This window comes from Actinacidiphila glaucinigra, assembly GCF_900188405.1.
In the GTDB taxonomy this organism is placed as follows: Bacteria; Actinomycetota; Actinomycetes; order Streptomycetales; family Streptomycetaceae; genus Actinacidiphila; species Actinacidiphila glaucinigra.
In genome coordinates, this window is sequence record NZ_FZOF01000006.1 from 14119 (window position 1) to 37338 (window position 23220).

At 72.3% G+C, this 23220-nt stretch carries 23 protein-coding genes; 14 read left to right on the forward strand and 9 right to left on the reverse strand.

The window, feature by feature from the left end; translation table 11 throughout:
- Positions 1-157: 157 nt before the first annotated feature.
- Positions 158-1102, reverse strand: coding sequence for an SDR family oxidoreductase (locus tag CHF15_RS13550; RefSeq protein WP_089224430.1), 945 nt, complete (start codon positions 1100-1102; stop codon positions 158-160).
- On the reverse strand, positions 1099-1884 hold the full coding sequence (locus CHF15_RS13555; protein ID WP_089224024.1) for an SDR family oxidoreductase: 786 nt from the start codon (positions 1882-1884) through the stop codon (positions 1099-1101). Before CHF15_RS13555 ends, CHF15_RS13550 begins: the two co-directional genes overlap by 4 nt.
- A gap of 54 nt (positions 1885-1938) precedes the next feature.
- On the opposite strand from CHF15_RS13555, the gene CHF15_RS13560 reads away from it, so the two are divergent.
- From CHF15_RS13560 to CHF15_RS13600, 9 genes are all read left to right on the forward strand, one after another.
- A complete protein-coding gene (locus CHF15_RS13560) occupies positions 1939-2706 on the forward strand; it encodes an enoyl-CoA hydratase family protein (RefSeq protein ID WP_089224025.1) in 768 nt (255 codons plus the stop codon).
- Entirely contained in the window at positions 2703-3533 is an 831-nt protein-coding gene (locus CHF15_RS13565; protein ID WP_089224026.1) for a CoA transferase subunit A, read from the forward strand. Before CHF15_RS13560 ends, CHF15_RS13565 begins: the two co-directional genes overlap by 4 nt.
- The gene (locus CHF15_RS13570; RefSeq protein WP_089224027.1) at positions 3530-4261 is read left to right on the forward strand and encodes a CoA-transferase subunit beta; all 732 of its coding nucleotides are present in this window, start codon (positions 3530-3532) and stop codon (positions 4259-4261) included. The genes CHF15_RS13565 and CHF15_RS13570 overlap by 4 nt, the downstream gene beginning before the upstream one ends.
- Positions 4261-5322 carry an NAD(P)H-dependent flavin oxidoreductase gene (locus CHF15_RS13575; RefSeq protein WP_089224028.1) on the forward strand — a complete coding sequence of 354 codons (1062 nt, stop codon included), beginning with the start codon at positions 4261-4263 and terminating at the stop codon, positions 5320-5322. Before CHF15_RS13570 ends, CHF15_RS13575 begins: the two co-directional genes overlap by 1 nt.
- Before the next feature lie 375 nt (positions 5323-5697).
- The gene (locus tag CHF15_RS13580; protein WP_089224029.1) at positions 5698-7215 is read left to right on the forward strand and encodes a hypothetical protein; all 1518 of its coding nucleotides are present in this window, start codon (positions 5698-5700) and stop codon (positions 7213-7215) included.
- 16 nt (positions 7216-7231) lie between these two features.
- Positions 7232-8122, forward strand: a complete 891-nt coding sequence (locus CHF15_RS13585; RefSeq protein WP_089224030.1) for a 1-aminocyclopropane-1-carboxylate deaminase/D-cysteine desulfhydrase — start codon at positions 7232-7234, stop codon at positions 8120-8122.
- A gap of 10 nt (positions 8123-8132) precedes the next feature.
- Complete coding sequence (locus tag CHF15_RS13590) at positions 8133-8642, forward strand: GNAT family N-acetyltransferase (protein WP_089224031.1); 510 nt, start codon at positions 8133-8135, stop codon at positions 8640-8642.
- 205 nt (positions 8643-8847) lie between these two features.
- The gene (locus CHF15_RS13595; protein WP_026251777.1) at positions 8848-9261 is read left to right on the forward strand and encodes an ATP-binding protein; all 414 of its coding nucleotides are present in this window, start codon (positions 8848-8850) and stop codon (positions 9259-9261) included.
- A gap of 43 nt (positions 9262-9304) precedes the next feature.
- Positions 9305-10264: an RNA polymerase sigma factor SigF gene (locus CHF15_RS13600; RefSeq protein WP_375819610.1), complete on the forward strand. Its 960-nt coding sequence runs from the start codon at positions 9305-9307 to the stop codon at positions 10262-10264.
- Between the two features lie 45 nt (positions 10265-10309).
- Here CHF15_RS13600 and CHF15_RS13605 read toward each other — a convergent pair whose 3' ends face one another.
- Positions 10310-10735 (reverse strand): hypothetical protein, encoded by a 426-nt coding sequence (locus tag CHF15_RS13605; protein ID WP_089224033.1) that lies wholly within the window; start codon positions 10733-10735, stop codon positions 10310-10312.
- Positions 10736-10808: 73 nt separating this feature from the next.
- On the opposite strand from CHF15_RS13605, the gene CHF15_RS13610 reads away from it, so the two are divergent.
- Positions 10809-11777, forward strand: a complete 969-nt coding sequence (locus CHF15_RS13610; RefSeq protein ID WP_089224034.1) for a diacylglycerol/lipid kinase family protein — start codon at positions 10809-10811, stop codon at positions 11775-11777.
- 317 nt (positions 11778-12094) lie between these two features.
- Positions 12095-12352, forward strand: a complete 258-nt coding sequence (locus CHF15_RS13615; RefSeq protein WP_018563321.1) for a WhiB family transcriptional regulator — start codon at positions 12095-12097, stop codon at positions 12350-12352.
- A gap of 136 nt (positions 12353-12488) precedes the next feature.
- Here the strand turns inward: CHF15_RS13615 and CHF15_RS13620 are convergent, their stop codons facing one another.
- From CHF15_RS13620 to CHF15_RS13645, 6 genes are all read right to left on the reverse strand, one after another.
- Entirely contained in the window at positions 12489-13937 is a 1449-nt protein-coding gene (locus CHF15_RS13620; protein WP_018563320.1) for a sensor histidine kinase, read from the reverse strand.
- A gap of 383 nt (positions 13938-14320) precedes the next feature.
- Positions 14321-15391 (reverse strand): SIS domain-containing protein, encoded by a 1071-nt coding sequence (locus CHF15_RS13625; protein WP_089224036.1) that lies wholly within the window; start codon positions 15389-15391, stop codon positions 14321-14323.
- Between the two features lie 47 nt (positions 15392-15438).
- Entirely contained in the window at positions 15439-16962 is a 1524-nt protein-coding gene (locus CHF15_RS13630) for a glycoside hydrolase family 3 protein (RefSeq protein WP_089224037.1), read from the reverse strand.
- Positions 16959-17846: a carbohydrate ABC transporter permease gene (locus CHF15_RS13635; RefSeq protein ID WP_026251775.1), complete on the reverse strand. Its 888-nt coding sequence runs from the start codon at positions 17844-17846 to the stop codon at positions 16959-16961. The genes CHF15_RS13630 and CHF15_RS13635 overlap by 4 nt, the downstream gene beginning before the upstream one ends.
- A gap of 5 nt (positions 17847-17851) precedes the next feature.
- Complete coding sequence (locus CHF15_RS13640; protein ID WP_089224038.1) at positions 17852-18817, reverse strand: carbohydrate ABC transporter permease; 966 nt, start codon at positions 18815-18817, stop codon at positions 17852-17854.
- 98 nt (positions 18818-18915) lie between these two features.
- Complete coding sequence (locus CHF15_RS13645; protein ID WP_089224039.1) at positions 18916-20193, reverse strand: extracellular solute-binding protein; 1278 nt, start codon at positions 20191-20193, stop codon at positions 18916-18918.
- Between the two features lie 226 nt (positions 20194-20419).
- On the opposite strand from CHF15_RS13645, the gene CHF15_RS13650 reads away from it, so the two are divergent.
- The 3 genes from CHF15_RS13650 (at position 20420) to mctP (ending at position 23218) form a co-directional block, all read left to right on the forward strand.
- The gene (locus CHF15_RS13650; protein WP_018563314.1) at positions 20420-21199 is read left to right on the forward strand and encodes a GntR family transcriptional regulator; all 780 of its coding nucleotides are present in this window, start codon (positions 20420-20422) and stop codon (positions 21197-21199) included.
- 133 nt (positions 21200-21332) lie between these two features.
- Entirely contained in the window at positions 21333-21590 is a 258-nt protein-coding gene (locus tag CHF15_RS13655) for a DUF3311 domain-containing protein (RefSeq protein WP_089224040.1), read from the forward strand.
- The gene (gene mctP / locus CHF15_RS13660; protein WP_089224041.1) at positions 21587-23218 is read left to right on the forward strand and encodes a monocarboxylate uptake permease MctP; all 1632 of its coding nucleotides are present in this window, start codon (positions 21587-21589) and stop codon (positions 23216-23218) included. The genes CHF15_RS13655 and mctP overlap by 4 nt, the downstream gene beginning before the upstream one ends.
- Positions 23219-23220 lie beyond the last annotated feature (2 nt).

The following is a 23220-nucleotide window of genomic DNA, read 5'->3' on the forward strand; positions in this document are numbered from 1 at the left end:
GGGACGACCGGGAAGCCGACGACCGCACCGGGCCGGACGCCCACGCACCGGCCCCGGCGGGCGCGCTCAGCGCCGGCGCGGTGGCGTGCGTACCCACCCCGACCCGCCCGGCGCCGACTCCCGGCGCGGCGTCGGACTCCAGCTCACCACCCGCTCGTCACTCCCCCTCCGCCCGCGCCCCGTACACCCGCCCGGGGGGCTCGGCTGCCGCGAGCAGCCGCACGGCGGCCTCCCCCGCCTGCGCGGGCGTCCAGCGGGCACCCCGGTCGGCGGTGGGGCCCGGGCGCCAGCCCTCCATGACCGTGACGCGGCCGCCCTCGGCCTCGAAGACCCGCCCGGTGACACCGGCCGAGGCGGCCGAGCCGAGCCAGACGACGAGCGGCGAGACGTTGTCCGGCGCCATGGCGTCGAAGGCGCCGGCCGCGGGCGCGGCCATGGTCTCGGCGAAGACCGCCTCGGTCATCCGGGTCCGGGCCGCCGGGGCGACGGCGTTGACCCGCACCCCGTAGCGCGCCAGTTCGGCGGCGGCCACCAGGGTCAGGCCGACGATGCCGGCCTTGGCCGCCGCGTAGTTGCCCTGCCCGACGCTGCCCAGCAGCCCGGCTCCGGAGGTGGTGTTGACGATCCGCGCGTCAGGGGCGCGGCCCGCGCGGGTCTCGGCCCGCCAGTGCGCGGCCGCGTACCGCAGCGGCAGGAAGTGGCCGGTGAGATGGACCCGCAGGACGGCGTTCCAGTCGTCCTCGTCCAGGTTGACGAGCATCCGGTCGCGCAGGAAGCCCGCGTTGTTGACCACGGTGTCCAGCCGCCCGAAGGCTTCCAGGGCGGTGGCGACGAGGGACGCCGCGCCCTGCGCGGTGGCGATGTCGCCGTCGTGGACGACGGCCTCACCGCCCCGGGCGCGGATCTCCGCGGCGACCTCGTGGGCGGGCGCGGCCGAACTCCCGGCGCCGTCGGGACCGGCGCCGAGGTCGTTGACCACGACCCGTGCGCCCTCGGCGGCGAACGCCAGCGCGTGCGCCCGCCCCAGACCGCGCCCCGCGCCGGTGACGGCGACCACGCGCCCGCAACAGATGCCCGTCGTGCCGCCGTCCCGCGCCGTCATCCCGCCCATCCCGCTCCCCTTCCGTCCCGGGCCGCGGCGAGGAACGCCGGGGCCTCCCCTCCGCCGTGCAGGTGCAGGCTGGCGCCGCTGATGTACCGGGCCCGGTCGGAGGCGAGGAAGACACAGGCGTCCCCCACCTCGGCCGGCTCGGCGAGCCGGCCCAGCGGCACCGTGCGGCCCACTGCGGCGACGCCGTCCTCGTCGCCGTAGTGCAGGTGCGCCGACTCCGTGCGGACCATGCCGAGCACCAGGGTGTTGACGCGGATCAGCGGGGCCCATTCGACGGCCATGGAGCGGGCCAGGCTCTCCAGACCGGCCTTGGCGGCGCCGTAGGCGGCCGTCCCCGGTGAGGGCCGGCCGCCGCTGACGCTGCCGATCATCACGACCGCGCCGCCCTCGGGCTGACGGGACATCACCCCGTGCACGGCGAGCGTGGCGTTGAGCGGCGCGAGCAGGTTGAGCTCGACCACCCGCGCGTGCCGTTCGGCGCCCGCCTCGCCGAGCAGCCGGTACGGCGTCCCGCCCGCGTTGTTGACCAGCACGTCGATGCGCCCGTACGCCTCCGCCACCGCGCCGAGGACCTCGGCGGCGGCGGCCGGGTCGCGCAGGTCCACGGCCCGGAAGTCGGCCCCGTGGGGGGCCGGCCGGGGCGGCGGGCGGCGCGCGCAGACCACGACGCGGGCACCGGCCTGCGCGAACGCGCCGGCGATGCCGGCGCCGACCCCGCGCGTGCCGCCGGTCACGACGGCGACCCGGTCCGACAGATCGACAGTCATGCTCACGCCGGAGTACCTTTCCCCTAACAAACGTTTGGTGGAAAGGTAGCTGATCCACGGATGACTGTCTCCACCTCGCACCCCGAACCCGGCGTCACCGCCGTCACCGTCGACCACCCGCCCGTCAACGCCCTTCCCGTACGCGGCTGGTACGCGCTGGCCGACGCCCTGCGCGCCGCCGGCCGCGACCCGGGCACCCGCTGCGTCGTCCTGCGCGCGGAGGGCCGCGGGTTCAACGCCGGTGTCGACCTGAAGGAGATGCAGCGCACCGCGGGCCACACGGCCCTCATCGGCGCCAACCGCGGCTGCTACGAGGCCTTCGCGGCCGTCTACGAGTGCGAGGTGCCGGTCGTCGCGGCGGTCCACGGCCACTGCCTCGGCGGCGGCATCGGCCTGGTCGGCAACGCGGACGCCGTCGTGGCCGCGGAGGACGCCGTCTTCGGGCTGCCCGAGCTGGACCGCGGCGCCCTGGGCGCGGCCACCCACCTCGCGCGGCTGGTCCCCCAGCACCTGATGCGCACGCTCTACTTCACCTCCCGCACCGTCACCGCCGCCGAACTCCACCGGCACGGCTCGGTCTGGCGGGTCGTGCCCCGCGGTGAGCTCGACGCCGCGGCCCTGAGCCTCGCCCGGGAGATCGCGGCGAAGGACGGCGAGCTGCTCCGTCTCGCCAAGGCGGCCATCAACGGCATCGACCCCGTCGACGTCCGCCGCAGCTACCGCTTCGAACAGGGCTTCACCTTCGAGGCCAGCCTCACCGGCGTCGCGGACCGGCACCGCGACGCCTTCGTGTCCGGAACCGGCTCCGGCCCCGGGGGGCGGCGATGAGCGACAAGGTCATGACCGCGGACGAGGTGGCCGCCGGGCTCCGCTCCGGAATGACGGTCGGCATCGGCGGCTGGGGCTCGCGCCGCAAGCCGATGGCCCTGGTGAAGGCCGTCCTGCGGTCCGGCGTCACGGACCTGACCGTCGTGTCCTTCGGGGGCCCGGACGTCGGCCTGCTGGCCGCGGCGGGCCGGATCCGCAGGCTGGTCACCGCCTTCGTCACCCTGGACTCGATCCCCCTCGAACCGCACTTCCGCGCCGCCCGGCAGCACGGCGGCCTCGAACTCACCGAGCTGGACGAGGCCATGATGATGTGGGGCCTGACGGCGGCCGCGCACCGGCTGCCCTTCCTGCCGGTGCGCGCCGGCCTCGGCTCCGACGTGATGCGGGTCAACCCCTGGCTGCGGACGGTCGTCTCACCGTACGGCGACGGGGAGGAGCTGCTCGCCGTTCCCGCGCTGCGCCTGGACGCCGCCCTGGTGCACCTCAACCGCGCCGACGCCCGCGGCAACGGCCAGTACCTGGGCCCTGACCCGTACTTCGACGACCTGTTCTGCGAGGCGGCGGACGCCGCCTATGTGTCGTGCGAACGCGTCGTCGACACCGCCGACCTCCTCAAGGCGGCCGGTCCGCAGTCGCTCCTGGTCAAGCGACAGTTCGTCACCGGGGTGGTCGAAGCCCCGCACGGCGCGCACTTCACCTCCTGCGTCCCGGACTACGACCGCGACGAGGCCTTCCAGCGGGAGTACGCCCGGGCCGCCGCCGATCCCGGGACCTGGGCGGCCTTCGCCGAACGCCTGGTGTCCGGCGCGGGAAGGGAGCGGCCGTGAACCCCACCCGCGCCGAATACGCCGTCGTGGCCTGCGCCGAGACGTGGCGGGGCGACGGCGAGGTCCTGGCCGCCCCCATGGGGCTGATCCCCTCCTTGGGCGCGCGCCTGGCCCGGCTGACCTTCGCACCGGATCTGCTGCTCACCGACGGCGAGGCCCTCCTCCTGGACGCGGCGGGCGAGGTGGAGGGCTGGTTGCCCTACCGGCAGCACCTGGCGCTGGTCACCGGCGGACGGCGGCACGTGATGATGGGCGCGAGCCAGCTCGACCGGTACGGCAACCAGAACATCTCGTGCATCGGCGACTGGCACCGCCCGACCCGGCAGCTGCTGGGGGTACGGGGCGCGCCCGTGAACACGCTCAACAACCCCACCAGCTACTGGGTGCCGCGGCACTCGCCCCGGGTCTTCGTCGAACGCGTCGACATGGTGTGCGGCGTCGGCCACGACAGGGCGGCCGCCGCGGGCCCGTCCGCCACGCGGTTCCACGACGTCCGCCGGGTCGTCAGCGACCTCGGCGTCTTCGACTTCGAGACCGCCGACCGCACCATGCGCGTGCGTTCCCTGCACCCCGGGGTGAGCCCGGCCGCCCTCCAGGAGGCCACCGGCTTCCCGCTGCCGGCCCCCGCGGACCCTCCGCGCACCCGCGAGCCCGGTGCGGCGGAGCTGCGGCTGATCCGGACCGTCCTCGACCCGGAGGGGCTGCGCGAGCGGGAGGTGCGGGCCTGATGGAGACCGCGCTGACCCGGCTCGCCGGGGTCCGGCACCCCCTGGTGCAGACCGGCATGGGCTGGGTCGCCGGGCCCCGCCTGGTGTCGGCGACGGCGAACGCCGGCGCGCTCGGCATCCTCGCCTCGGCCACCATGAGCCCCAAGCGGCTGCGCGAAGCCGTACGGGAGGTGCGGGAGCGCACCCAGGGGGCGCCTTTCGGGGTCAACCTGCGGGCGGACGCCGGCGACGCCGCCGAAAGGGTGCGGGTCATCGTCGAGGAGGACGTCCGCGTCGCCTCCTTCGCGCTGGCCCCCTCCCGTGAGCTCATCGCCCGCCTCAAGGACGCGGGAGTCGTGGTCATCCCGTCGGTCGGGGCGCGGCGGCACGCCGAGAAGGTCGCCGCCTGGGGTGCGGACGCCGTGATGGTGCAGGGCGGCGAGGGCGGCGGCCACACCGGGAACGTCGCCACCACGGTGCTGCTGCCGCAGGTCGTGGACGCCGTCGGCATCCCCGTGATCGCGGCGGGCGGCTTCTTCGACGGCCGCGGTCTGGCGGCCGCCCTGGCGTACGGCGCGGCGGGCGTCGGCATGGGCACCCGCTTCCTGCTCACCTCCGACAGCCCGGTGCCCGACGCGGTCAAGGCCCGCTACCTGGCCGCCTCGGTGCGGGACGTCGTCGTCACCGACCGCGTCGACGGCCTGCCGCACCGCATGCTCCGCACCGACCTGGTGGCCGCCCTGGAGCGCTCGGGGAGGGCGGCCGCACTGCTGCGCGCGCTGCGGCACGCGGCGGCCTTCCGCCGCGTCTCGGGGATGAGCCCGCGCGCCATGGTGCGCGACGGCCTGGCGATGCGGCACGGCAGGAAGCTGACCTGGAGTCAGACCCTGCTCGCCGCCAGTACGCCGATGATGCTGAAGTCCGCCATGGTCGACGGGCACCCGGACCTGGGGGTGATGGCCGCCGGGCAGGTCGCGGGCGTGATCGGCGACCTGCCCTCGTGCGCCGAGCTCGTCGCACGCGTCATGGCGGACGCCGAACACGCCCTCGCCCGGCTCGCCGGGCTCGCCACGCCCGCTTGAGGGCCCGTGACGGGCCCTGCCGCGGTCGCCCGGCCGCGGAGGCGGAAGCTCTCTGCCCGCGGCCGGCCACGGCCCCGGCGGATGGGCCCCGTGCCCCTTCCGACCGCCGACCGCAGCCGTCGCGGGAGCGGCAATGCGTCGCCGAGCGGGTGGAGCCGTTCCCGGAGACGAGCGCCGCCGACACCGAGGCGGCCCTCTGCGACGGGCATGCCGCCCCTCACGGCCGAGTGGAGGCGCCCCGCTGACCGTCGTCCCCGGCGACGGCGCCACCCGGGCGAACGGGCCCCGGCGAGGCTCACCCCACCGGTCGAGCCGCCCCCGGGGAGCGGCGCGCCGCCTTGATCACGTGCGTCACGGCTGTTGCCATGACGCACTATGGCGACGACGCATGAGCTGACGTCACCGGATGCCCGGCCCCGCGCGCGCCACGCCGCACCGCCGCGCAGCCGCCCGCACTCCGAGATCCGACTGCTCGCCTGTCTGGCGGCACTCTTCACCGTGGTCCAGCTCCTCCTGGTCGTCGCGCCCGGCATGGGCCTCGGCTGGGACGAGTCGGTCTACGTCAGCCAGGTCTCCCCGGACATCCCCTCGGCCTTCTTCAGCGCGCCCCGCTCCCGGGGCGTACCGGCACTCGTGGCCCCTCTGGCGCTGCTGACCGCGTCGACCCTCGCGCTCCGCGTCTATCTGGCGGTCCTGTCGGGCGCGGCGCTCTTCCTGGCGCTGTGGCTGTGGCGGCCGCTGCTCGGCACGCGGGTGGTGGCGCTGGGCGGGCTGCTCTTCTCCGGGCTGTGGGTGACCCTGCTGTACGGCCCCCAGGCGATGCCCAACCTCTGGGTCGCGCTGGTGGCCCTGATCGCGGTGGGCTGCTACCTGCGCGCGGCGGCGCCGGGCCACACCGGCCGGGCCGCGCTCGCCGGCCTGGGAGCGGCGTTCGCCGCGCTGACCCTGCTGCGGCCGCACGACGCCGCGTGGCTGGCCCTGCCACTGGGCGTCGCCGCGCTCTTCCTGCGCGGCCGGCGCCGCCTGGCGCTGCTCGCGGTCATCGCCGCCGGGGTGCTGCTGGGCGGCGCCCAGTGGGTCGTCGAGGCGTTCACCGCCTACGGCGGCATCCTCGCCCGGATGGACCGCGCGAACGCCATCGAGGGCGGTCTCGGCTGGCACCTGGCCTTCGCCGACCAGCTCAGCACCCTGGATGCCTCCCACACGCTGTGCCGCCCCTGCGACGCCGTCTGGCAGCACAAGGGTGACGCCGTGTGGTGGTTCGCCCTGCCAGCCCTGGTGGCGGCCGGGGTCGCCCTCGCGCCGCGGCGCGAGGGGCAGGCGCCGGGTGCGCGGTTCCTGCCCGCCGCGTGCGGCCTGTCCCTTGCGCTGCCCTATCTGGTGCTCATCGACTACGCCGCGCCGCGCTTCCTGCTCCCGGCGTACGCCCTGCTCGCCCTGCCCGCCGCCCAGTGCCTCCTCCTGCTGCCCGGACGGGTGCGACCGGCGCTGCGGCCGGCCGTCGCCGGCGCCGTGGTCGCCGTCGTGCTCGCGCAGCTCGTCACCCAGCAGATCGTGCTCCACCGCGCGGTGCGCAGCTCGACCATCGGCAACGGCGACTACGCCCGCATGGCCGCCGAGCTGACCCGGCTCGGGGTGCGCCCGCCGTGCCTGGTCACCGGGCCGATGGCGACGCCCGTCGGATACCAGGCGCGCTGCGCCTCCGGCCAGACCGCTGGGCACAACGAGAACCTGACCCCGGACGGCGTCCTGCGGCTCGCACGCACGCAGCCCGTCGCCGTCCTGACCCCGCCGAACGGGCAGCCGCCCGCGTACGCGCGTGACTGGCCCTCCCGGCCGCTGCCGAACCTGCGCTACCACCCGGGCTACCGCGTCCACCTCTCCCCCAGGTGACGGCCACAATGGACGGGTGATCCCGGACGTCCGCCTGCCCTCCCCGCTGGTCGAGCTGCTCGACGACGAGCGCCTGGCCGGGCGCGGCGTACGGATGTTCGTCAAGCGGGACGACCAGATCCACCCCGACCTGCCCGGCAACAAGTGGCGCAAGCTCCACCTGAATCTGCGGGCCGCCCTCGACGGCGGCCACGGCCGTCTGCTGACGTTCGGCGGCGCCTACTCCAACCACCTGCGGGCCACCGCCGCCGCGGGCCGGCTGCTCGGCATCGCGACCACGGGTGTCGTCCGCGGCGACGAGCTGGCCGGGCGCCCGCTCAACCCCTCCCTGGCGCGGGCCGCCGCCGACGGCATGCGGCTGCACTTCGTCGACCGGGCCACCTACCGCCGCAAGGGCGAGCCCGAGGTCCTCGCATCCCTCCTGGACCTCCTGGGCCCCGCCTACGTCGTCCCCGAGGGCGGCAGCAACGCGCTCGCCGCACGGGGGTGCGCGGCCCTCGGCGAGGAGCTGCGCGGCACGGCGGACGTCGTGGGCGTGGCCTGCGGGACGGGCGGCACCCTGGCGGGCCTGGCGGCCGGGCTCGGTCCGGGGCAGCGGGCCATCGGGTTCCCGGTGCTCAAGGGCGGCGGATTCCTGGCCGCGGAGATACGCCGGCTCCAGGAGGAGGCCTTCGGCGGCCCGCGCGGGAACTGGCTGCTGGACGACCGCTTCCACCACGGCGGCTACGCCCGCGTCTCACCCGAGCTGCGGGCGTTCGCGGAGGACTTCGGCGGGCGCCACGGCTTCGTCCCGGACTCCGTCTACGTCGCGAAGATGCTCCACGGCCTGTTCTCACTGGCCCAGGAGGGCGCCTTCGCACCCGGGACGACGGTCGCGGCCGTCGTGACCGGACGGCCGACCGGTTAGCCTTGCTGGCATGATCCGAGCCGCGACCCCCGGCGACGTCCCGGAGATCCACGCGATGGTCCGCGAACTCGCGGACTACGAGCGGGAGCCGGACAGTGCGCGCGCCACCACGCAACAGTTCCACGACGCGCTCTTCGGCCCGGATCCGGCCGTCTTCGCGCTCATCGCCGAGGACGACACCCTCGGCGCGCCCGTGGGCTTCGCGCTGTGGTTCAGGAACTTCTCCACCTGGACCGGGACCCACGGCGTCTACCTGGAGGACCTGTACGTGCGTCCCCATGCGCGCGGCGGCGGCCACGGCAAGGCCCTGCTCGCCGGACTCGCCGCCATATGTGTCGAGCGGGGCTACGAACGTTTCGAATGGTCCGTGCTGGACTGGAACGAGCCGTCCCTCGCCTTCTACCGTGCGATGGGCGCCCGTCCCCAGGACGAATGGACGGTACAACGACTGACCGGCGAACCCCTTCGTGCCCTCGCTGAGCAGGCACGCGTCAACAAAGCGACATCTCTTTCGAATTGAGTCCGCAGACCACTAGGCACGTTGCGTGCTCATGCGCCTACTATGGGTGACAGTCGTGGGGTGCCGGGTCAGGGCTCATTCACGGCGGCGACCGTGCTCCGTCCGGGCGACACCGGGGTACGGATCGCGATAGCGTCGCTGGCGAACCGAACCAGATCAGTGCAATGCCGATGAGGGCAGTGCGTGTGCCACCTTGGAGGTGAGGGTGTCCCAGATCGCAGGCGAGCCCGGGTCGAAGGACTTCGTCGAGGTCCGGCTGCCCGCGGCAGGGGCCTACCTGTCGGTGCTGCGTACGGCGACGGCAGGTCTCGCGGCCCGTTTGGACTTCACCCTCGACGAGATCGAAGACCTGCGCATCGCCGTGGACGAGGCGTGCGCCATCCTGCTGCAGCAGGCCGTCCCGGGATCCGTGCTGAGCTGCGTCTTCCGCCTGGTCGGGGACGCCCTGTGGGTGACTGTGTCGGCACCCACGACCGACGGCCGCGCCCCGGAGCGCGACACCTTCGCCTGGACGGTGCTGTCCGCGCTGGCCGGCGAGGTGGAGTCCAGCGTGGCCGACGACAAGACCGTGAGCATCGCCCTGCACAAGAAGCGCGGTGCCGGACCGGGACAGCTGTAACGGGGGAATCGCCGTGAACGATCTGGAAGGCAGCACCCCGGGGGTGCGGGGTCGCCCCGTACCCGCTCCCGCGGCGCGGCGTCACGAGGCGCGGCCGCATCCCGGTACCGGGCCCGTGGCCGGCCTCGGGAGCAGTGAAGCGGCCGGGCAGGCGGATCAGGCGGATCAGGCGGATCGCATGGCGCAGGAGCAGCAGGAGCAGCACCACGAGCAGGAGCAGGACCACGAGCAGCACGGGCACCACGCGGCCCACGACCGGGCCGGGGCCCGGGCGCTGTTCGTGGAACTCAGCAAGCTCCCGCCGGGGTCCCCGGAGCGCGCCGAGCTGCGCAACCGGCTGGTCCGGATGCACCTGCCGCTGGTCGAGCACCTCGCCCGCCGGTTCCGCAACCGGGGCGAGCCGCTCGACGACCTGACCCAGGTCGCCACGATCGGGCTGATCAAGTCCGTGGACCGCTTCGACGTGGACCGCGGGGTGGAGTTCTCCACCTACGCCACCCCGACCGTCGTCGGCGAGATCAAGCGGCACTTCCGCGACAAGGGCTGGGCGGTGCGCGTCCCGCGCCGTCTGCAGGAGCTGCGGCTCGCCCTGACGACGGCGACCGGCGAGCTCTCGCAGCAGCACGGGCGCGCCCCGACGGTGCACGAGCTGGCCGAACACCTGAAGATCACGGAGGAGGAGGTCCTGGAGGGCCTCGAATCCGCCAACGCGTACAGCACGCTGTCCCTGGACGTGCCCGACACCGACGACGAGTCGCCGGCCGTCGCCGACACCCTCGGCGCCGAGGACGACGCGCTGGAGGGCGTGGAGTACCGGGAGTCGCTCAAGCCGCTGCTGGAGCAGCTGCCGCCGCGCGAGAAGAAGATCCTGCTGCTGCGCTTCTTCGGGAACATGACCCAGTCGCAGATCGCCCAGGAGGTCGGCATCTCCCAGATGCACGTCTCCCGGCTGCTGGCCCGCACGCTCGCCCAGCTGCGCGACAAGCTCCTGGTCGAGGAGTGACGACCGGCAAGGGCAGGTGACGGCGGCGCCCCCGGGCGCCGCGGTTCACTGCTCGGCCGTGCTGCGCCCGATCCCGAGGGCGTCGGTGGCCGCGGGGTGGACGAGGAGCACCAGTTCGGCGACGGCGGCCACACCCAGGACGCCACCCGCGGCGATCATGACGCCGCCCGCCTGCACCATGGTCCAGGCGACGGGGAGCGCGACGAGCTGGATGATCAGCGCGGGGCCGCGGCTCCAGCGGCGCGCGTGCCACAGACCGTAGGCGGCCGCCAGCGGCATGGCCGCCAGGGCGAGGACGGTCACGCCCCCGGCCTCCGCCTGGCGCGGGCTGTCGGGGTCGCCGAGGAGCCCCACGGCCAGCATCGCGATCCCCCAGGCCGCCAGGGCGGCGCCTTCCAGTGCCGCGACCGCGGCGGCCGCCGCGAGGCGGCGCGTACGGCCCGGCCGCGCGGGCTTGTCGTTGCCACTCACCCCAGCAGGGTAGCCGCCGCCTCCGGGCCACCAGGGGTGCGGCCCGGTACCGTCCGGTAGGTACGCTGGCGGGATGCGCGCCCTTCTCGTGGTCAATCCAGCCGCCACCACCACCAGCGCCCGGACGCGTGACGTCCTCGCGCACGCGCTCGCCAGCGACCTGAAGCTGGAGGTCGCCGCGACCGAGTACCGCGGTCACGCCCGTGACCTCGCACGTCAGGCCGCGGAGGGCGGGGAGATCGAGCTGGTCGTCGCCCTCGGCGGGGACGGCACGGTCAACGAGGTGGTCAACGGCCTGCTGCACAACGGCCCCGACCCGGAGGGGCTGCCGAAGCTCGCGGTGGTGCCCGGCGGGTCCACGAACGTGTTCGCGCGCGCCCTGGGGCTGCCCAACGACGCCGTGGAGGCCACCGGCGCGCTGCTGGACGCACTGCGCGAGCGCAGCTCCCGCACGGTCGGCCTGGGACTCGTGAGCGGCACCCCGGGCACTGAGGACGAGGGGGTGCCGGCGCGCTGGTTCACCTTCTGCGCCGGGCTGGGCTTCGACGCGGGTGTCGTCGGACGGGTGGAACAGCAGCGCGAACACGGAAAGCGTTCGACGCACGCGCTCTACATACGCCAGGTGATGCGGCAATTCCTCGCCGAGCCGAACCGGCGCACCGGCACGATCACCCTGGAGCGGCCCGGCGAGGACCCGGTGACCGATCTCGTCCTGACCCTCGTCTGCAACACCTCGCCGTGGACCTACCTGGGCAACCGGCCGATCTACGCCTCCCCCCGGGCCTCGTTCGACACCGCCCTCGACGTGCTCGGACTGTCCCGGCTGTCCACCGCTGCGGTGGCCCGTTACGCCACCCAGCTGCTGCGTTCGACGCCGGAGCGCGGACCCGAGGGCAAGCACGCGACCTCCCTGCACGATCTGACGGACTTCACCTTGCATTCGCAGGCGCCACTGCCGTTCCAGGTGGACGGAGACCACCTGGGACTGCGAATGAGCGCAACCTTCACAGGCGTACGCCGTGCACTGCGTGTGATTGTGTAAGCAGAAGGACATAAAGTCCTTTCACTCGAACGTTTAGGCTGCCCTGCACCCCATGGAAGTACGGCTGTGACGGAGCCGACACCGAGGATTCCAAAAAAACTTTTCGGAAGGGGTTGTATCCGCAGCCCAGGTTTGCGAGGCTCTTCCTGGCGATCGGGACAGCCGCTCATCGGGCGTCCTCGGTAGCCGGAATCCTCACCACACCCCCGCGGGACCGCACCAGGAGACTGGGCGATGTCCCGTGTCGTGTCTGGGGATTCGTGAAAGCGTTCACATTCACAAGCAACTTACATGCAACACAAGGAGATGGAGCAGCCATGGACTGGCGTCACAACGCCGTTTGCCGCGAGGAAGACCCCGAGCTCTTCTTCCCCATCGGCAACACCGGTCCTGCGCTGCTGCAGATCGAGGAAGCCAAGGCCGTCTGCCGCCGCTGCCCCGTGATGGAGCAGTGCCTGCAGTGGGCGCTTGAGACCGGCCAGGACGCCGGCGTGTGGGGTGGCCTCAGCGAGGACGAGCGTCGCGCAATGAAGCGCCGCGCCGCCCGCAACCGCGCCCGCAACGCCAGCGCCTGACGCACTCGCTTACCCCCGAGCCGCAGCGCGCAGCACCTCCGAACCGCGCAGCATCGCGACGCGAAGAGCCCCGGCCGCTCCCAGAGCGGCCGGGGCTTCGGCGTTCCCCGGACCGGCCGGGCCCCTCCGGTGGGCGTCAGCCCTCCAACGGCAGTTCCAGGACGACCTTCGTCCCGCGCTCCTCGGCCGGGACCATGTCGAAGGTTCCGCCCAACTCCCCCACCACCAGGGTCCGTACGATCTGCAGCCCCAGGTTGCCGGCCCGCTGCGGGTCGAACTCCGCGGGCAGGCCGCGCCCGTCGTCCCGCACCGCGATCCCCAGCTTCGGCCCGCGCCGCTCGGCGGCCACCTCGACGGTGCCCTGCTCGCCCGGCCCGAAGCCGTGCTCCAGGGCGTTCTGCAGCAGTTCGGTGAGGACCATCGACAGCGGGGTGGCGACCTCGGCCGTCAGGATCCCGAACCGCCCGCGGCGGCGCGCGGTGACCCTGCCCGGCGAGATCTCGGCGACCATCGCCAGCACGCGGTCGGCGATCTCGTCGAACTCCACGCACTCGTCGAGGTTCTGCGACAGCGTCTCGTGCACGATCGCGATCGAGCCGACCCGGCGCACCGCCTCCTCCAGCGCCTCCCGGCCCTTGTCGGAGTCCATGCGCCGGGCCTGCAGCCGCAGCAGCGCCGCGACCGTCTGCAGGTTGTTCTTCACCCGGTGGTGGATCTCCCGGATGGTGGCGTCCTTGGTGATCAGCTCGCGCTCCCGGCGGCGCAGCTCGGTCACGTCCCGCAGCAGCACCAGGGAGCCGTTGTGCGTGCCCTTGGGGCTCAGCGGGATCGCCCGCAGCTGGATGACGCCGCCGTTGCCCTCGATCTCGGTCTCCCGCGGCGCCTTGCCCCCGGCGACGGTCACCAGCGCCTCGTGGCTCTTGGTCCGTGAGGGCGCCAGTTCGGCGGAGACCGAGCCCAGGTGGTGGCCGACGAGGTCGGCCGCCAGGCCGAGCCGGTGGTAGGCGGAGAGCGCGTTGGGGCTGGCGTACTGGACGACGCCCTCGGCGTCGAGCCGGATCAGGCCGTCGCCGACGCGCGGCGAGGCGTCCATGTCGACCTGCTCGGAGGGGAACGGGAAGCTGCCCGCCGCGATCATCTGCGCCAGGTCGGAGGCGCTCTGCAGGTAGGTGAGCTCCAGACGGCTGGGGGTCCGCACGGTGAGCAGGTTGGTGTTGCGGGCGATGACCCCGAGAACCCGGCCGGCGCGGCGCACCGGGATGGACTCGACCCGGACCGGGACCTCCTCGCGCCACTCCGGGTCACCCTCCCGGACGATCCGGCCCTCGTCGAGTGCGGCGTCCAGCATCGGGCGCCGGCCGCGCGGCACCAGGTGGCCGACCATGTCGTCCTGGTACGAGGTCGGGCCGGTGTTCGGCCGCATCTGGGCGACCGAGACGTAGCGGGTACCGTCACTGGTCGGGACCCACAGCACGAGGTCCGCGAAGGAGAGGTCGGAGAGCAGTTGCCACTCCGATACCAGCAGGTGGAGCCACTCGAGATCGGAATCGTCGAGGTCCGTGTGCTGGCGTACGAGATCGTTCATGGAGGGCACGCAAATGAGCGTACCCGCGCTCATGGCAGGCGCCCGCATCCAGTCCCCACAAAGGTCTTCGACGACCTATGATCTGACTGCACCACCTTATGGACAGGCGTTAGTGGTCTAGTCCAGAATTGACGTACAACCGAACTTCCATCCTTCCCGCACAGAAGGATGGAGCGAGGCCGGGGCGCTCTCTGCCCTGACTGCGCCAGGCCTCATGGTCGGCTCTCACGGGCCGCGGGAACCGCACACCCGCGCGCCACGGGCCGACGGCAGCTCCGGGCTGCGGTGCTGGGCGGGTTGAGGGTCCCGTCCCGGCGCCGCGGCCCGAAGTGTTGTCGGGGGCACTTTCCGGCTCGGCTCCGCCGATCGGCGCCCCGTTCCGCTCAGCGCGTCTCGGTCACCTTCGCCAGCGCGCGCGGCGCGTCCGGATCCTGGCCGCGGGCGATGGTCACCTCGTAGGCCAGCATCTGCAGCGGAAGGATCTCCAGGATCGGCTGCACCTCCTCCGCGACACCCTCGGTGGGGAGGACGAAGCCGGCCGAGGCGGCGTCGACCGACGCCTGGTTGCCGATGACCACCAGGTCGGCCCCGCGGCCGCGGAGCCGGTCCAGCACCGGCTGGAGCGCCTCGCCGCCCTTGCCCTCGGTGACGATCGCGATGACCGGGGAGACGTTGTCGACCATGGCCAGCGGGCCGTGCAGCAGGTCGGCTCCGGAGAAGGACAGGGCCGGGATGTAGCTGGTCTCCATCAGCTTCAGCGCGGCCTCCTTCGCGGTCGGATAGCCGTAGCCGCGCGAGGTGAGCACCAGGCGCTCGGCGAAGCGATAGCGCGCGGCGAGCGCCCTGACCTCGTCCTGGCGGGCGAGGATCTGCTCCGCGAGCTCAGGCAGGATCTTCGCGGCGCCGCCGTCGCCGCCCCGCAGCCCCTCGACGAACAGGTAGAGCGCGAGCAGCTCGGCCGTGTACGTCTTGGTCGCCGGCAGCGCCTTCTCCGGGCCGGCCAGGACGTCGATGTGGAACTCGGAGACCTCCGCCAGCGGCGAGTCGGCGTTGTTGGTGACCGCCAGGGTGATCGCGCCGGCCTCGCGCGCGGCCCGGGTGGATGCCACCAGGTCCGGTGAGCCGCCGGACTGGCTGACGGTGACGACCAGGCAGTCCGTCAGATCCGGACGGGCGCCGTACGCGGTGGTGGTGGACATGGAGGTCAGCCCCGCGGGCTTGCCGAGCACCACCTCCACCAGGTACTTCGCGTACAGGGCGGCGTTGTCGGAGGTGCCGCGCGCGGTGAGCAGGACGAAGCGCGGTCCGCGCGCGGCGATCTCCTCGGCGATCCGCCGGATGCGCGGGGCGCCCTCCTCGAGGATGCGGCGCAGCACGGCGGGTTGCTCGGCCATCTCGCCGGACATGATCCGGCCCGGCATCGGCTGCTGCCCGGTCGGCGTCGGGGCGGACATTCTCTGGGCCTCCAGGTGGGTCCGGAACGGATGAGCCGCGGCGGACCTCAGTCGCCGGCCTCCTTGCCCGCGATGGCCTCCGCGGCCGCCCGCCCGCACACGCGGGCGGCGCCATGGGTCGCGATGTGCAGCGCGCCGGACGGTGCCGCCTGCGGAACGCCCATCTCCACCACCACCGTGTCCGGACGGGCGGCGAGCAGCGAGCCCAGCGCCTCGGCCATCCAGGCGTGGCGGTGCACGTCACGCACCACTGCGACGATCCTACGAGGCCCCGCCGGCCTGAGCACATGTGCGGTCAGGGCGTCACCTTCCCGAAAGCTTCCGGTCACCGTGCCCGGCAGGATCCGGTCGAGCTCGGCGGCGACGCCCCACGGGGTCTCGTCGCCGACGGCGATGTTGGCGACCGGGGTGAAGGCGGCGACGTAGGGCGCCTCGGTCACCGGCAGGTACGCCTCGGTGCGGGTCACGCGCAACGCGCGGCGGGCCGCGACCAGGCCGATCCCGGGGTCCGGTGCCACGGTCGCCCGCGCCGCGGAGTGCTCGGCGGCCCAGGCGGCCAGGGCCCGCACCCGTCCGGCGGCGTCGGCGAGCCGCGCCCGGGGCAGGTCGCCGTCGCGTACGGCGGCGACGATGGCGTCGCGCAGCGCGACCACCGTCTCCTCCTCGGCGAGGCCGCCGCCCACGCAGATGGCGTCGGCGCCGGCGGCGAGCGCCAGGACGGTGCCGCGCTCGATGCCGTACACGTCGGCGATGGCGCGCATCTCGATGCCGTCGGTGACGATCAGGCCGTCGTAGCCCAGTTCGTCGCGGAGCAGTCCGGTCAGCGCGGCGGGGCTGAGGGTGGCGGGGCGGTCGGGGTCGAGGGCGGGCACGAGGATGTGCGCGCTCATCACGGCCTTGCTGCCGGCGGCCAGGGCGGCCCGGAACGGGGCGAGTTCGCGGGCGTGCAGGGTGTCCGGGTCGACGTCCACCCGGGGCAGGGCGTGGTGGGAGTCGACGGAGGTGTCGCCGTGGCCCGGGAAGTGCTTGGTGCAGGCGGCGACCCCGGCGGACTGCAGGCCCTCGACGTACGCCGCGGTGTGCCGGGCGACCAGCAGCGGATCGGAGCCGAAGGAGCGCACGCCGATGACCGGGTTGCGGGGGTCGGAGTTGACGTCCGCGGAGGGCGCCCAGTTGAGATTGACCCCGCACTCGGCCAGCCTGCGGCCGAGTTCGGCGGCGACGTCGCGGGTCAGGGCGGTGTCGTCGACGGCGCCGAGGGCGAGGTTGCCGGGGAAGGAGGAGCCGCTGCGTGCCTCCAGCCGGGTCACGTCGCCGCCCTCCTCGTCGGCGGCGACCAGGACGTCGGGCCGTACGGCGCGCAGTTGCGCGGTGAGCGCGGCCAGTTGCCCGGGCGACTCGATGTTGCGGGCGAACAGGGCGACGGAGCCCAGTCCCTCGGCGAGCCTGCGCAGCAGCCACTCGGGTGCGGTGGTGCCGTGGAAACCCGGCTGCAGGACGGTGAGGGCGTCGCGGACGAGGGCCTCGGTGTCCGCGGCGCCGTCGTGGATCTGGCTCAAGGTCTCGGTCATCCCTTCACCGCGCCGGCGGTCAGTCCGGCGGCGACCCTGCGCTGCACGATCAGGAAGAAGACCACCACGGGCACGCCCATCATGGTCGAACCGGCCATCATCGGCGCGTAGTCCGTGCCCCGCGAGGTGACGAAGTTGCCGAGCCACACCGTGGCCGTCTGGTTCTCCTGGCTCATGATGAGCATCGCGTACAGGTACTCGTTCCAGGCCTGGATCAGCGCGTAGATCGAGGTGGCGACGAGGCCCGGGGCGAGCAGCGGCAGGATGATCCGGAAGAACGCGCCCATGCGGGTGCAGCCGTCGACCATCGCCGACTCCTCCAGCTCCTTGGGGATGTTGACGATGAAGCCGCGCAGCGTCCACACCGTGAAGGGGAGCACGAAGGTCAGATAGGTGACGATGAGCCCGGTGAGCTTGTCGATCTGGTCGATCTGGTTGAGCAGCAGGAAGACCGGGATGATCATCGCCACCAGCGGCACCATCTGCACGGCGAGGATGGCGACGATCACGGCCTTGCGGCCGCGGAAGACGAAGCGGGAGATGGCCAGCGCCGCCAGCAGGCCGATCACCAGGCCGAGGCCGACGGTTGCCCCGGAGACGATGAGGCTGCGGCCGACCGAGCCCCAGAAGTCGCCGACGTCCAGGGCGTCGGAGAAGTTCTGGAAGGACAGGCTGGTCGGGAAGAACTTGGGGTCGGGGTCGATGGCGTCCTTGGCGGGCTTGAACGCCGTGTTGAGCATCCAGTAGACCGGGAAGCCGGAGACCACCACGACCAGCAGGCCGAGCAGGTTGTAGACCGTCCGCCCCTTGCGCCGGGGCCGCCGCAGGGCACGCGCGGCGGGAGCGGCCGCCGGCGTCCTCTCGGCGGGAGCCGTGTCGAGCATGGTCGTCACTCCACCTCTCCGATCTTCAGCATCTGGCGCATGTAGACCGCCATCACCCCGAGCAGGAGCAGCACGGTGACGACGGCGATGGCCGCGCCCGCGTCGTAGTCGTTGGCGACGAAGGCCTGGTCGTAGGAGTAGGTGGTGAGCACCTGGTACGCGGGCTCGGGATGGCCGTCGCGCATGAGGAAGACCTGCGGGAAGACGCCCATGTCCCAGATGACCGACAGCGTCGTCAGCATGACGATGATCGGCTTGAGCACCGGCAGGGTGACGTGCCGGAAGACCTTGACCGGCCCGGCGCCGTCCATACGGGCGGCCTCCTCCAGTTCCTTGGGCACCTGGGTGAGGCCGGCGTGCAGGGTGATGGCGACGAACGGGATCGCGCCCCACACCACCATGAGGGTGATGACGAGGAAGCCCTGCTTGGTGTCGGTGAACCAGTTGTGGCCGCTGAAGTCGGCTCCCGGCAGCCGGCTGAGCAGCCAGTTGAGGACGCCGTAGTCGCTGTCGAACATCCACTTGAAGATGGTGATGGCGACGACCACGGGCATCGCCCAGCTCGCCACCAGCACGATGTTGATCAGCGCCTTGACCCAGGTCGAGACCCGCTGCATCAGCAGCGCCACCCCCATGCCGGCGACGAGCGTCAGCAGCACCGCCGCGAGGGTGAAGAGCAGCGTGCGCAGGACGACGCCCCAGAAGACCGGGTCCCCCAGGACGTGGGTGTAGTTGGCGACGCCCTGCCAGTCGCCGGGCAGCCCCTGCCAGAGCTCGGCCTGGCCGTACTGCTTGAAGGACAGGGTGACCAGCCGGACCAGCGGATAGCCGAGGACCAGCAGCAGGACGCCGATGGTCGGCGCGAGCAGCGTCCACGGGAGCGCGGCTCCGCCGAAGCGGCGCGGCTTCCGGCCCGGTCCCGCCGGCCGCGGGCGCGGCACCTTGTCCAGCGGTGTGTCAACGGCACTCATCATGTGCTCCTCGGGTACTCCAGTCCCTGGCGTCGCGCCGGGGCCGGCCGCCCTGGGGCGGCCGGCCGGCGTCGATCACCGTGTTGCCCGCGTGCCGGTCAGCCGGCGTTGATCACCGCGTTGATCTGCTCGTCCGCGGCCTTGGTCGCGTCCTCGATGGAGGCCTTGCCGACCGCGATGTCGTTCAGCATGTTCTGCAGGATCTGCTTCTTCTCGACCTGCAGCCAGCCCGGGGCGGTCGGGACGAACCAGGTGTTCTCGTTGGCCCGGGCCGATGCGGCCGTCGCCGGGTCGTCCTTGAGCGGGGCGAGCAGCGACTTGGCGTTGGGCAGGTTGCCCTTGGAGATGAGGACCTTCTGGGCGGCGCTGTCGGTGAAGCCGTTGATCCAGTCGGCGGCGAGGTCCTGCGCGGCGGACTTGGCCGGGATGACCAGGTCGGAGCCGCCGATGAAGTTCGGCAGCAGATCGCCGTTGGGGCCGGGCAGCGCGAAGGTCTCCAGGTTGTCCTTCAGCTTGCCGGTCTTGTCGGTCTTCGGGTCGGCCGCGGCGCCGCCCTCCCAGCTGGCGCCGTAGATGAGCGCGGACTTGCCCTGGCCGTAAACAATGTAACGGTCCGACTCGTCCTTGTTCTTGTCGCCGTGGAAGTACGTGTCCAGGACGGACTTCCAGGTCTTCAGGCCCTCGATGGACTTGGGGTCGGAGAGGGTGGCGGTCCACTTGCCGCCGTCCTCCTTGGCGACGTCGCCGCCGGCGTCCTTGACGAAGGCCAGCGCGGTGTACCAGTCGCGGCTGGGCTGGTACCAGGCGGAGAACTTGTCGCCGTTCTTCTTCTGGATCTTGTCGAGCGCGTCGGTCAGCTCGGCCCAGGTGGTGGGGGCCTTGGTGACGCCGGCCGCCTTGGCGACGTCCTTGCGCCAGGTGCCGACCCGCGCACCGGCGTAGTAAGGCACGCCGTAGGTCTTGCCGTTGTACGTCACGGAGCCCTCGAGGGCGTCCAGCCAGTCGCCGGAGTTCTCGAACTTGCTCTTGTCGACCGGGGCGAACGCGCCCTTGACCAGGTAGCCGAGGGTCTCGGTGTTGCCCATCTCGACGACGTCCGGCACCTTCTTGGTGGCGAGGACGGCGTCGAGCTTCTGGTTCTTCGCGGTCCACTCGTAGTACTCGTGGCGGATCTTGACGCCCTTGTGCTTGGCCGTGAAGGCGTCGTCCGCCTGCTTGACCAACTCGGGCCAGTTCTTCTGTGCGTCGACCGTCAGCCAGACGGTGATCTCCTTCGGCGCGGCGGCCTTGCCGGAGCCCTTGTCGTCCGAACCGCAGGCCGCAACGCCGGCGACCATGACGGCGACACCGATCGCCGCGATCAGCTTGCGCTTCACAACACCCTCCCCAGGGCAGTGAGTACCAAGTGGTGTAGACCAGTGACCCGAAGCTTGGCCTAGACCTTTAGGGGTGTCAAGGGTGTATAAGAGCACCGGACGCGTCCGTTACCGGACCGACATCTGGGCTCGTAACGCGACATGAGCCCTGGCCGTGCCACCATGTGAGCCGCGAATGACGGAGGAGCCGGTGACGGCAGCACGACAGCACTCGGGAGCAGAGGCGATGGAGACCGACGGCGAGGCCGGCACTGCGGTGACGGAGACCGCGGAGGCGGCCGGGGCCGCGGCCGGGCGGACCGCGCGGGTGCCCAAGTACTACGGCCTGAAGCGCCATCTGCTCGAACTGACCCAGACGATGCCCCCCGGCTCGCCGGTGCCGCCCGAGCGCACCCTGGCCGCCGAGTTCGACACCTCGCGCACCACCGTGCGGCAGGCGCTGCAGGAGCTGGTGGTCGAGGGCCGGCTGGAGCGCATCCAGGGCAAGGGCACCTTCGTCGCCAAGCCCAAGGTCTCCCAGGCGCTGCAACTCACCTCGTACACCGAGGACATGCGCGCCCAGGGCCTGGAGCCGACCTCCCAGCTGCTCGACATCGGCTACATCACCGCCGACGACCGGCTTGCGGAACTGCTGGACATGAAGGCCGGCGGCCGCGTGCTGCGCATCGAGCGCCTGCGTCTGGCGAACGGCGAGCCGATGGCCATCGAGACCACCCACCTGTCGGCCAAGCGCTTCCCCGCGCTGCGCCGCAGCCTGGCGAAGTACACCTCGCTCTACACCGCGCTCGCCGAGGTCTACGACGTCCGGCTCGCCGAGGCGGAGGAGACCATCGAGACCTCGCTCGCCACCCCGCGCGAGGCGGGCCTGCTGGGCACGGACGTGGGGCTGCCGATGCTGCTGCTGTCCCGGCACTCGATCGACACGGGCGGCGAGCCAGTGGAGTGGGTGCGCTCGGTCTACCGCGGCGACCGCTACAAGTTCGTGGCCCGCCTGCAACGTCCGTAACCCCGGTGCGGTTCCCGGGCCTTGTAGATCGTTTCCATAACGCAATGCAAGCAGGTAGTGACGTGCCGACCGTCCTGACTCTAGATTGCCTGCGCATTACACAGGAGTAAGAGATCAGGACGGAGCCGTAGCAATGTCCGAACCATCCGGAACCTCCGGGCGGCCACCGGTGGTCACCCCCACACGCGTGATCGCCGGTGTCTGCCTCGTCATCCCCTTCGTCGCCATGCTCTGGGTCGGCTCGTACGCGAAGCTGACCCCGGAGTTCATCGGCATCCCCTTCTTCTACTGGTACCAGATGCTGTGGGTGTTCCTGTCCTCCGGACTGACGTACGCCGCGTACGTCATGGTCCGCCGTGAGGAGCGGGCACGGAAGGAGGGGGCGAAGTGAAGGACGGGGTCAACGGCGTCGCACTCGCCGTCTTCATCTTCTTCTTCCTGGTCGTCACGGTCCTGGGCTTCCTGGCCGCGCGCTGGCGCAGGGCCGAGAACGCCCTGCACCTCGACGAGTGGGGCCTGGGCGGCCGCAGCTTCGGCAGCTGGATCACCTGGTTCCTGCTGGGCGGTGACCTCTACACGGCCTACACCTTCGTGGCCGTCCCGGCGGCGGTCTACGCGGCGGGCGCGTCCGGCTTCTTCGCCGTGCCGTACACGATCCTGGTCTACCCCCTGATCTTCACCTTCCTGCCGCGGCTGTGGTCGGTGTCGCACAAGCACGGCTACGTCACCACCTCCGACTTCGTGCGCGGGCGCTTCGGCTCCAAGGGCCTGTCGCTGGCGGTGGCGGTCACCGGCATCCTCGCCACGATGCCGTACATCGCGCTGCAACTGGTGGGCATCCAGGCAGTCCTGGACGTGATGGGCGTGGGCGGCGGCGAGTCGTCCAACTGGTTCATCAAGGACCTGCCACTGCTGATCGCCTTCGGTGTGCTGGCGGCCTACACCTACTCCTCCGGCCTGCGCGCGCCCGCGCTGATCGCGTTCGTCAAGGACACGCTGATCTACATCGTCATCGCGGTGGCGATCATCTACATCCCGATCAAGCTGGGCGGCTTCGACGACATCTTCGCCAAGGCCGGCGACGCCTACGCCCAGGTCAACCCGGCCACGGGCAAGCCCCGCGGATCCCTGGCCCCGGGCGACACCGCCCAGTGGGCCTACGGCACGCTGGCGCTGGGCTCGGCGCTGGCGCTGTTCATGTACCCGCACTCCATCACGGCCGTGCTCTCCAGCCGCAGCCGCGACGTCATCCGCCGCAACACCACCGTGCTGCCGCTGTACTCGCTGATGCTCGGCCTGCTGGCCATGCTCGGCTTCATGGCGCTGGCCAGCGGTGTCGGCGCCGGGGTCACGGGCTACAACGGCCAGCTGGCGATCCCGCAGCTGTTCGAGAACATGTTCCCGTCCTGGTTCGCGGGCGTGGCCTTCGCCGCGATCGGCATCGGCGCGCTGGTGCCGGCGGCGATCATGTCGATCGCCGCGGCCAACCTCTTCACCCGCAACATCTACAAGGACTTCCTCAAGCCGGACGCCACCCCCGCGCAGGAGACCCAGGTCTCCAAGGTGGTCTCGCTGCTGGTCAAGGTCGGCGCCCTGGTCTTCGTCCTCACCATGGACAAGACGGTCGCGATCAACTTCCAGCTGCTGGGCGGCATCTGGATCCTGCAGACCTTCCCGGCCCTGGTCGGCGGTCTGTTCACCCGCTGGTTCCACCGCTGGGCGCTGCTGGCGGGCTGGGCGGTCGGCATGGCCTACGGCACCTGGGTGGCGTACGGCGTGGCCAGCCCGGCCCAGAAGCACTTCGGCGGCTCCTCCGACACCATCCCGGTCATCGGCCAGATCGGCTACATCGGCCTGACCGCCTTCGTGCTCAACGTCGTGGTCACCGTCGTCCTCACCTTCGTCCTGCGGGCCCTCAAGGCCCCCGAGGGCGTGGACGAGACCAGCAAGGCCGACTTCACGGCCGACGCCGGCGACCCGGGCGTGCAGAAGGACCTGCCGGTGGGCGCCGGTCACTGACC

Bases quoted from the DNA above. Each gene is read 5' to 3' on its own strand.
- CHF15_RS13550 (WP_089224430.1), bottom strand. From the start codon at position 1,102: ATGACGGCGCGGGACGGCGGCACGACGGGCATCTGTTGCGGGCGCGTG.
- CHF15_RS13560 (WP_089224025.1), top strand. From the start codon at position 1,939: ATGACTGTCTCCACCTCGCACCCCGAACCCGGCGTCACCGCCGTCACC.
- CHF15_RS13565 (WP_089224026.1), top strand. From the start codon at position 2,703: ATGAGCGACAAGGTCATGACCGCGGACGAGGTGGCCGCCGGGCTCCGC.
- CHF15_RS13575 (WP_089224028.1), top strand. From the start codon at position 4,261: ATGGAGACCGCGCTGACCCGGCTCGCCGGGGTCCGGCACCCCCTGGTG.
- CHF15_RS13580 (WP_089224029.1), top strand. From the start codon at position 5,698: ATGGCGACGACGCATGAGCTGACGTCACCGGATGCCCGGCCCCGCGCG.
- CHF15_RS13590 (WP_089224031.1), top strand. From the start codon at position 8,133: ATGATCCGAGCCGCGACCCCCGGCGACGTCCCGGAGATCCACGCGATG.
- CHF15_RS13610 (WP_089224034.1), top strand. From the start codon at position 10,809: ATGCGCGCCCTTCTCGTGGTCAATCCAGCCGCCACCACCACCAGCGCC.
- CHF15_RS13615 (WP_018563321.1), top strand. From the start codon at position 12,095: ATGGACTGGCGTCACAACGCCGTTTGCCGCGAGGAAGACCCCGAGCTC.
- CHF15_RS13620 (WP_018563320.1), bottom strand. From the start codon at position 13,937: ATGAACGATCTCGTACGCCAGCACACGGACCTCGACGATTCCGATCTC.
- CHF15_RS13625 (WP_089224036.1), bottom strand. From the start codon at position 15,391: ATGTCCGCCCCGACGCCGACCGGGCAGCAGCCGATGCCGGGCCGGATC.
- CHF15_RS13630 (WP_089224037.1), bottom strand. From the start codon at position 16,962: ATGACCGAGACCTTGAGCCAGATCCACGACGGCGCCGCGGACACCGAG.
- CHF15_RS13635 (WP_026251775.1), bottom strand. From the start codon at position 17,846: ATGCTCGACACGGCTCCCGCCGAGAGGACGCCGGCGGCCGCTCCCGCC.
- CHF15_RS13640 (WP_089224038.1), bottom strand. From the start codon at position 18,817: ATGAGTGCCGTTGACACACCGCTGGACAAGGTGCCGCGCCCGCGGCCG.
- CHF15_RS13650 (WP_018563314.1), top strand. From the start codon at position 20,420: ATGGAGACCGACGGCGAGGCCGGCACTGCGGTGACGGAGACCGCGGAG.
- CHF15_RS13655 (WP_089224040.1), top strand. From the start codon at position 21,333: ATGTCCGAACCATCCGGAACCTCCGGGCGGCCACCGGTGGTCACCCCC.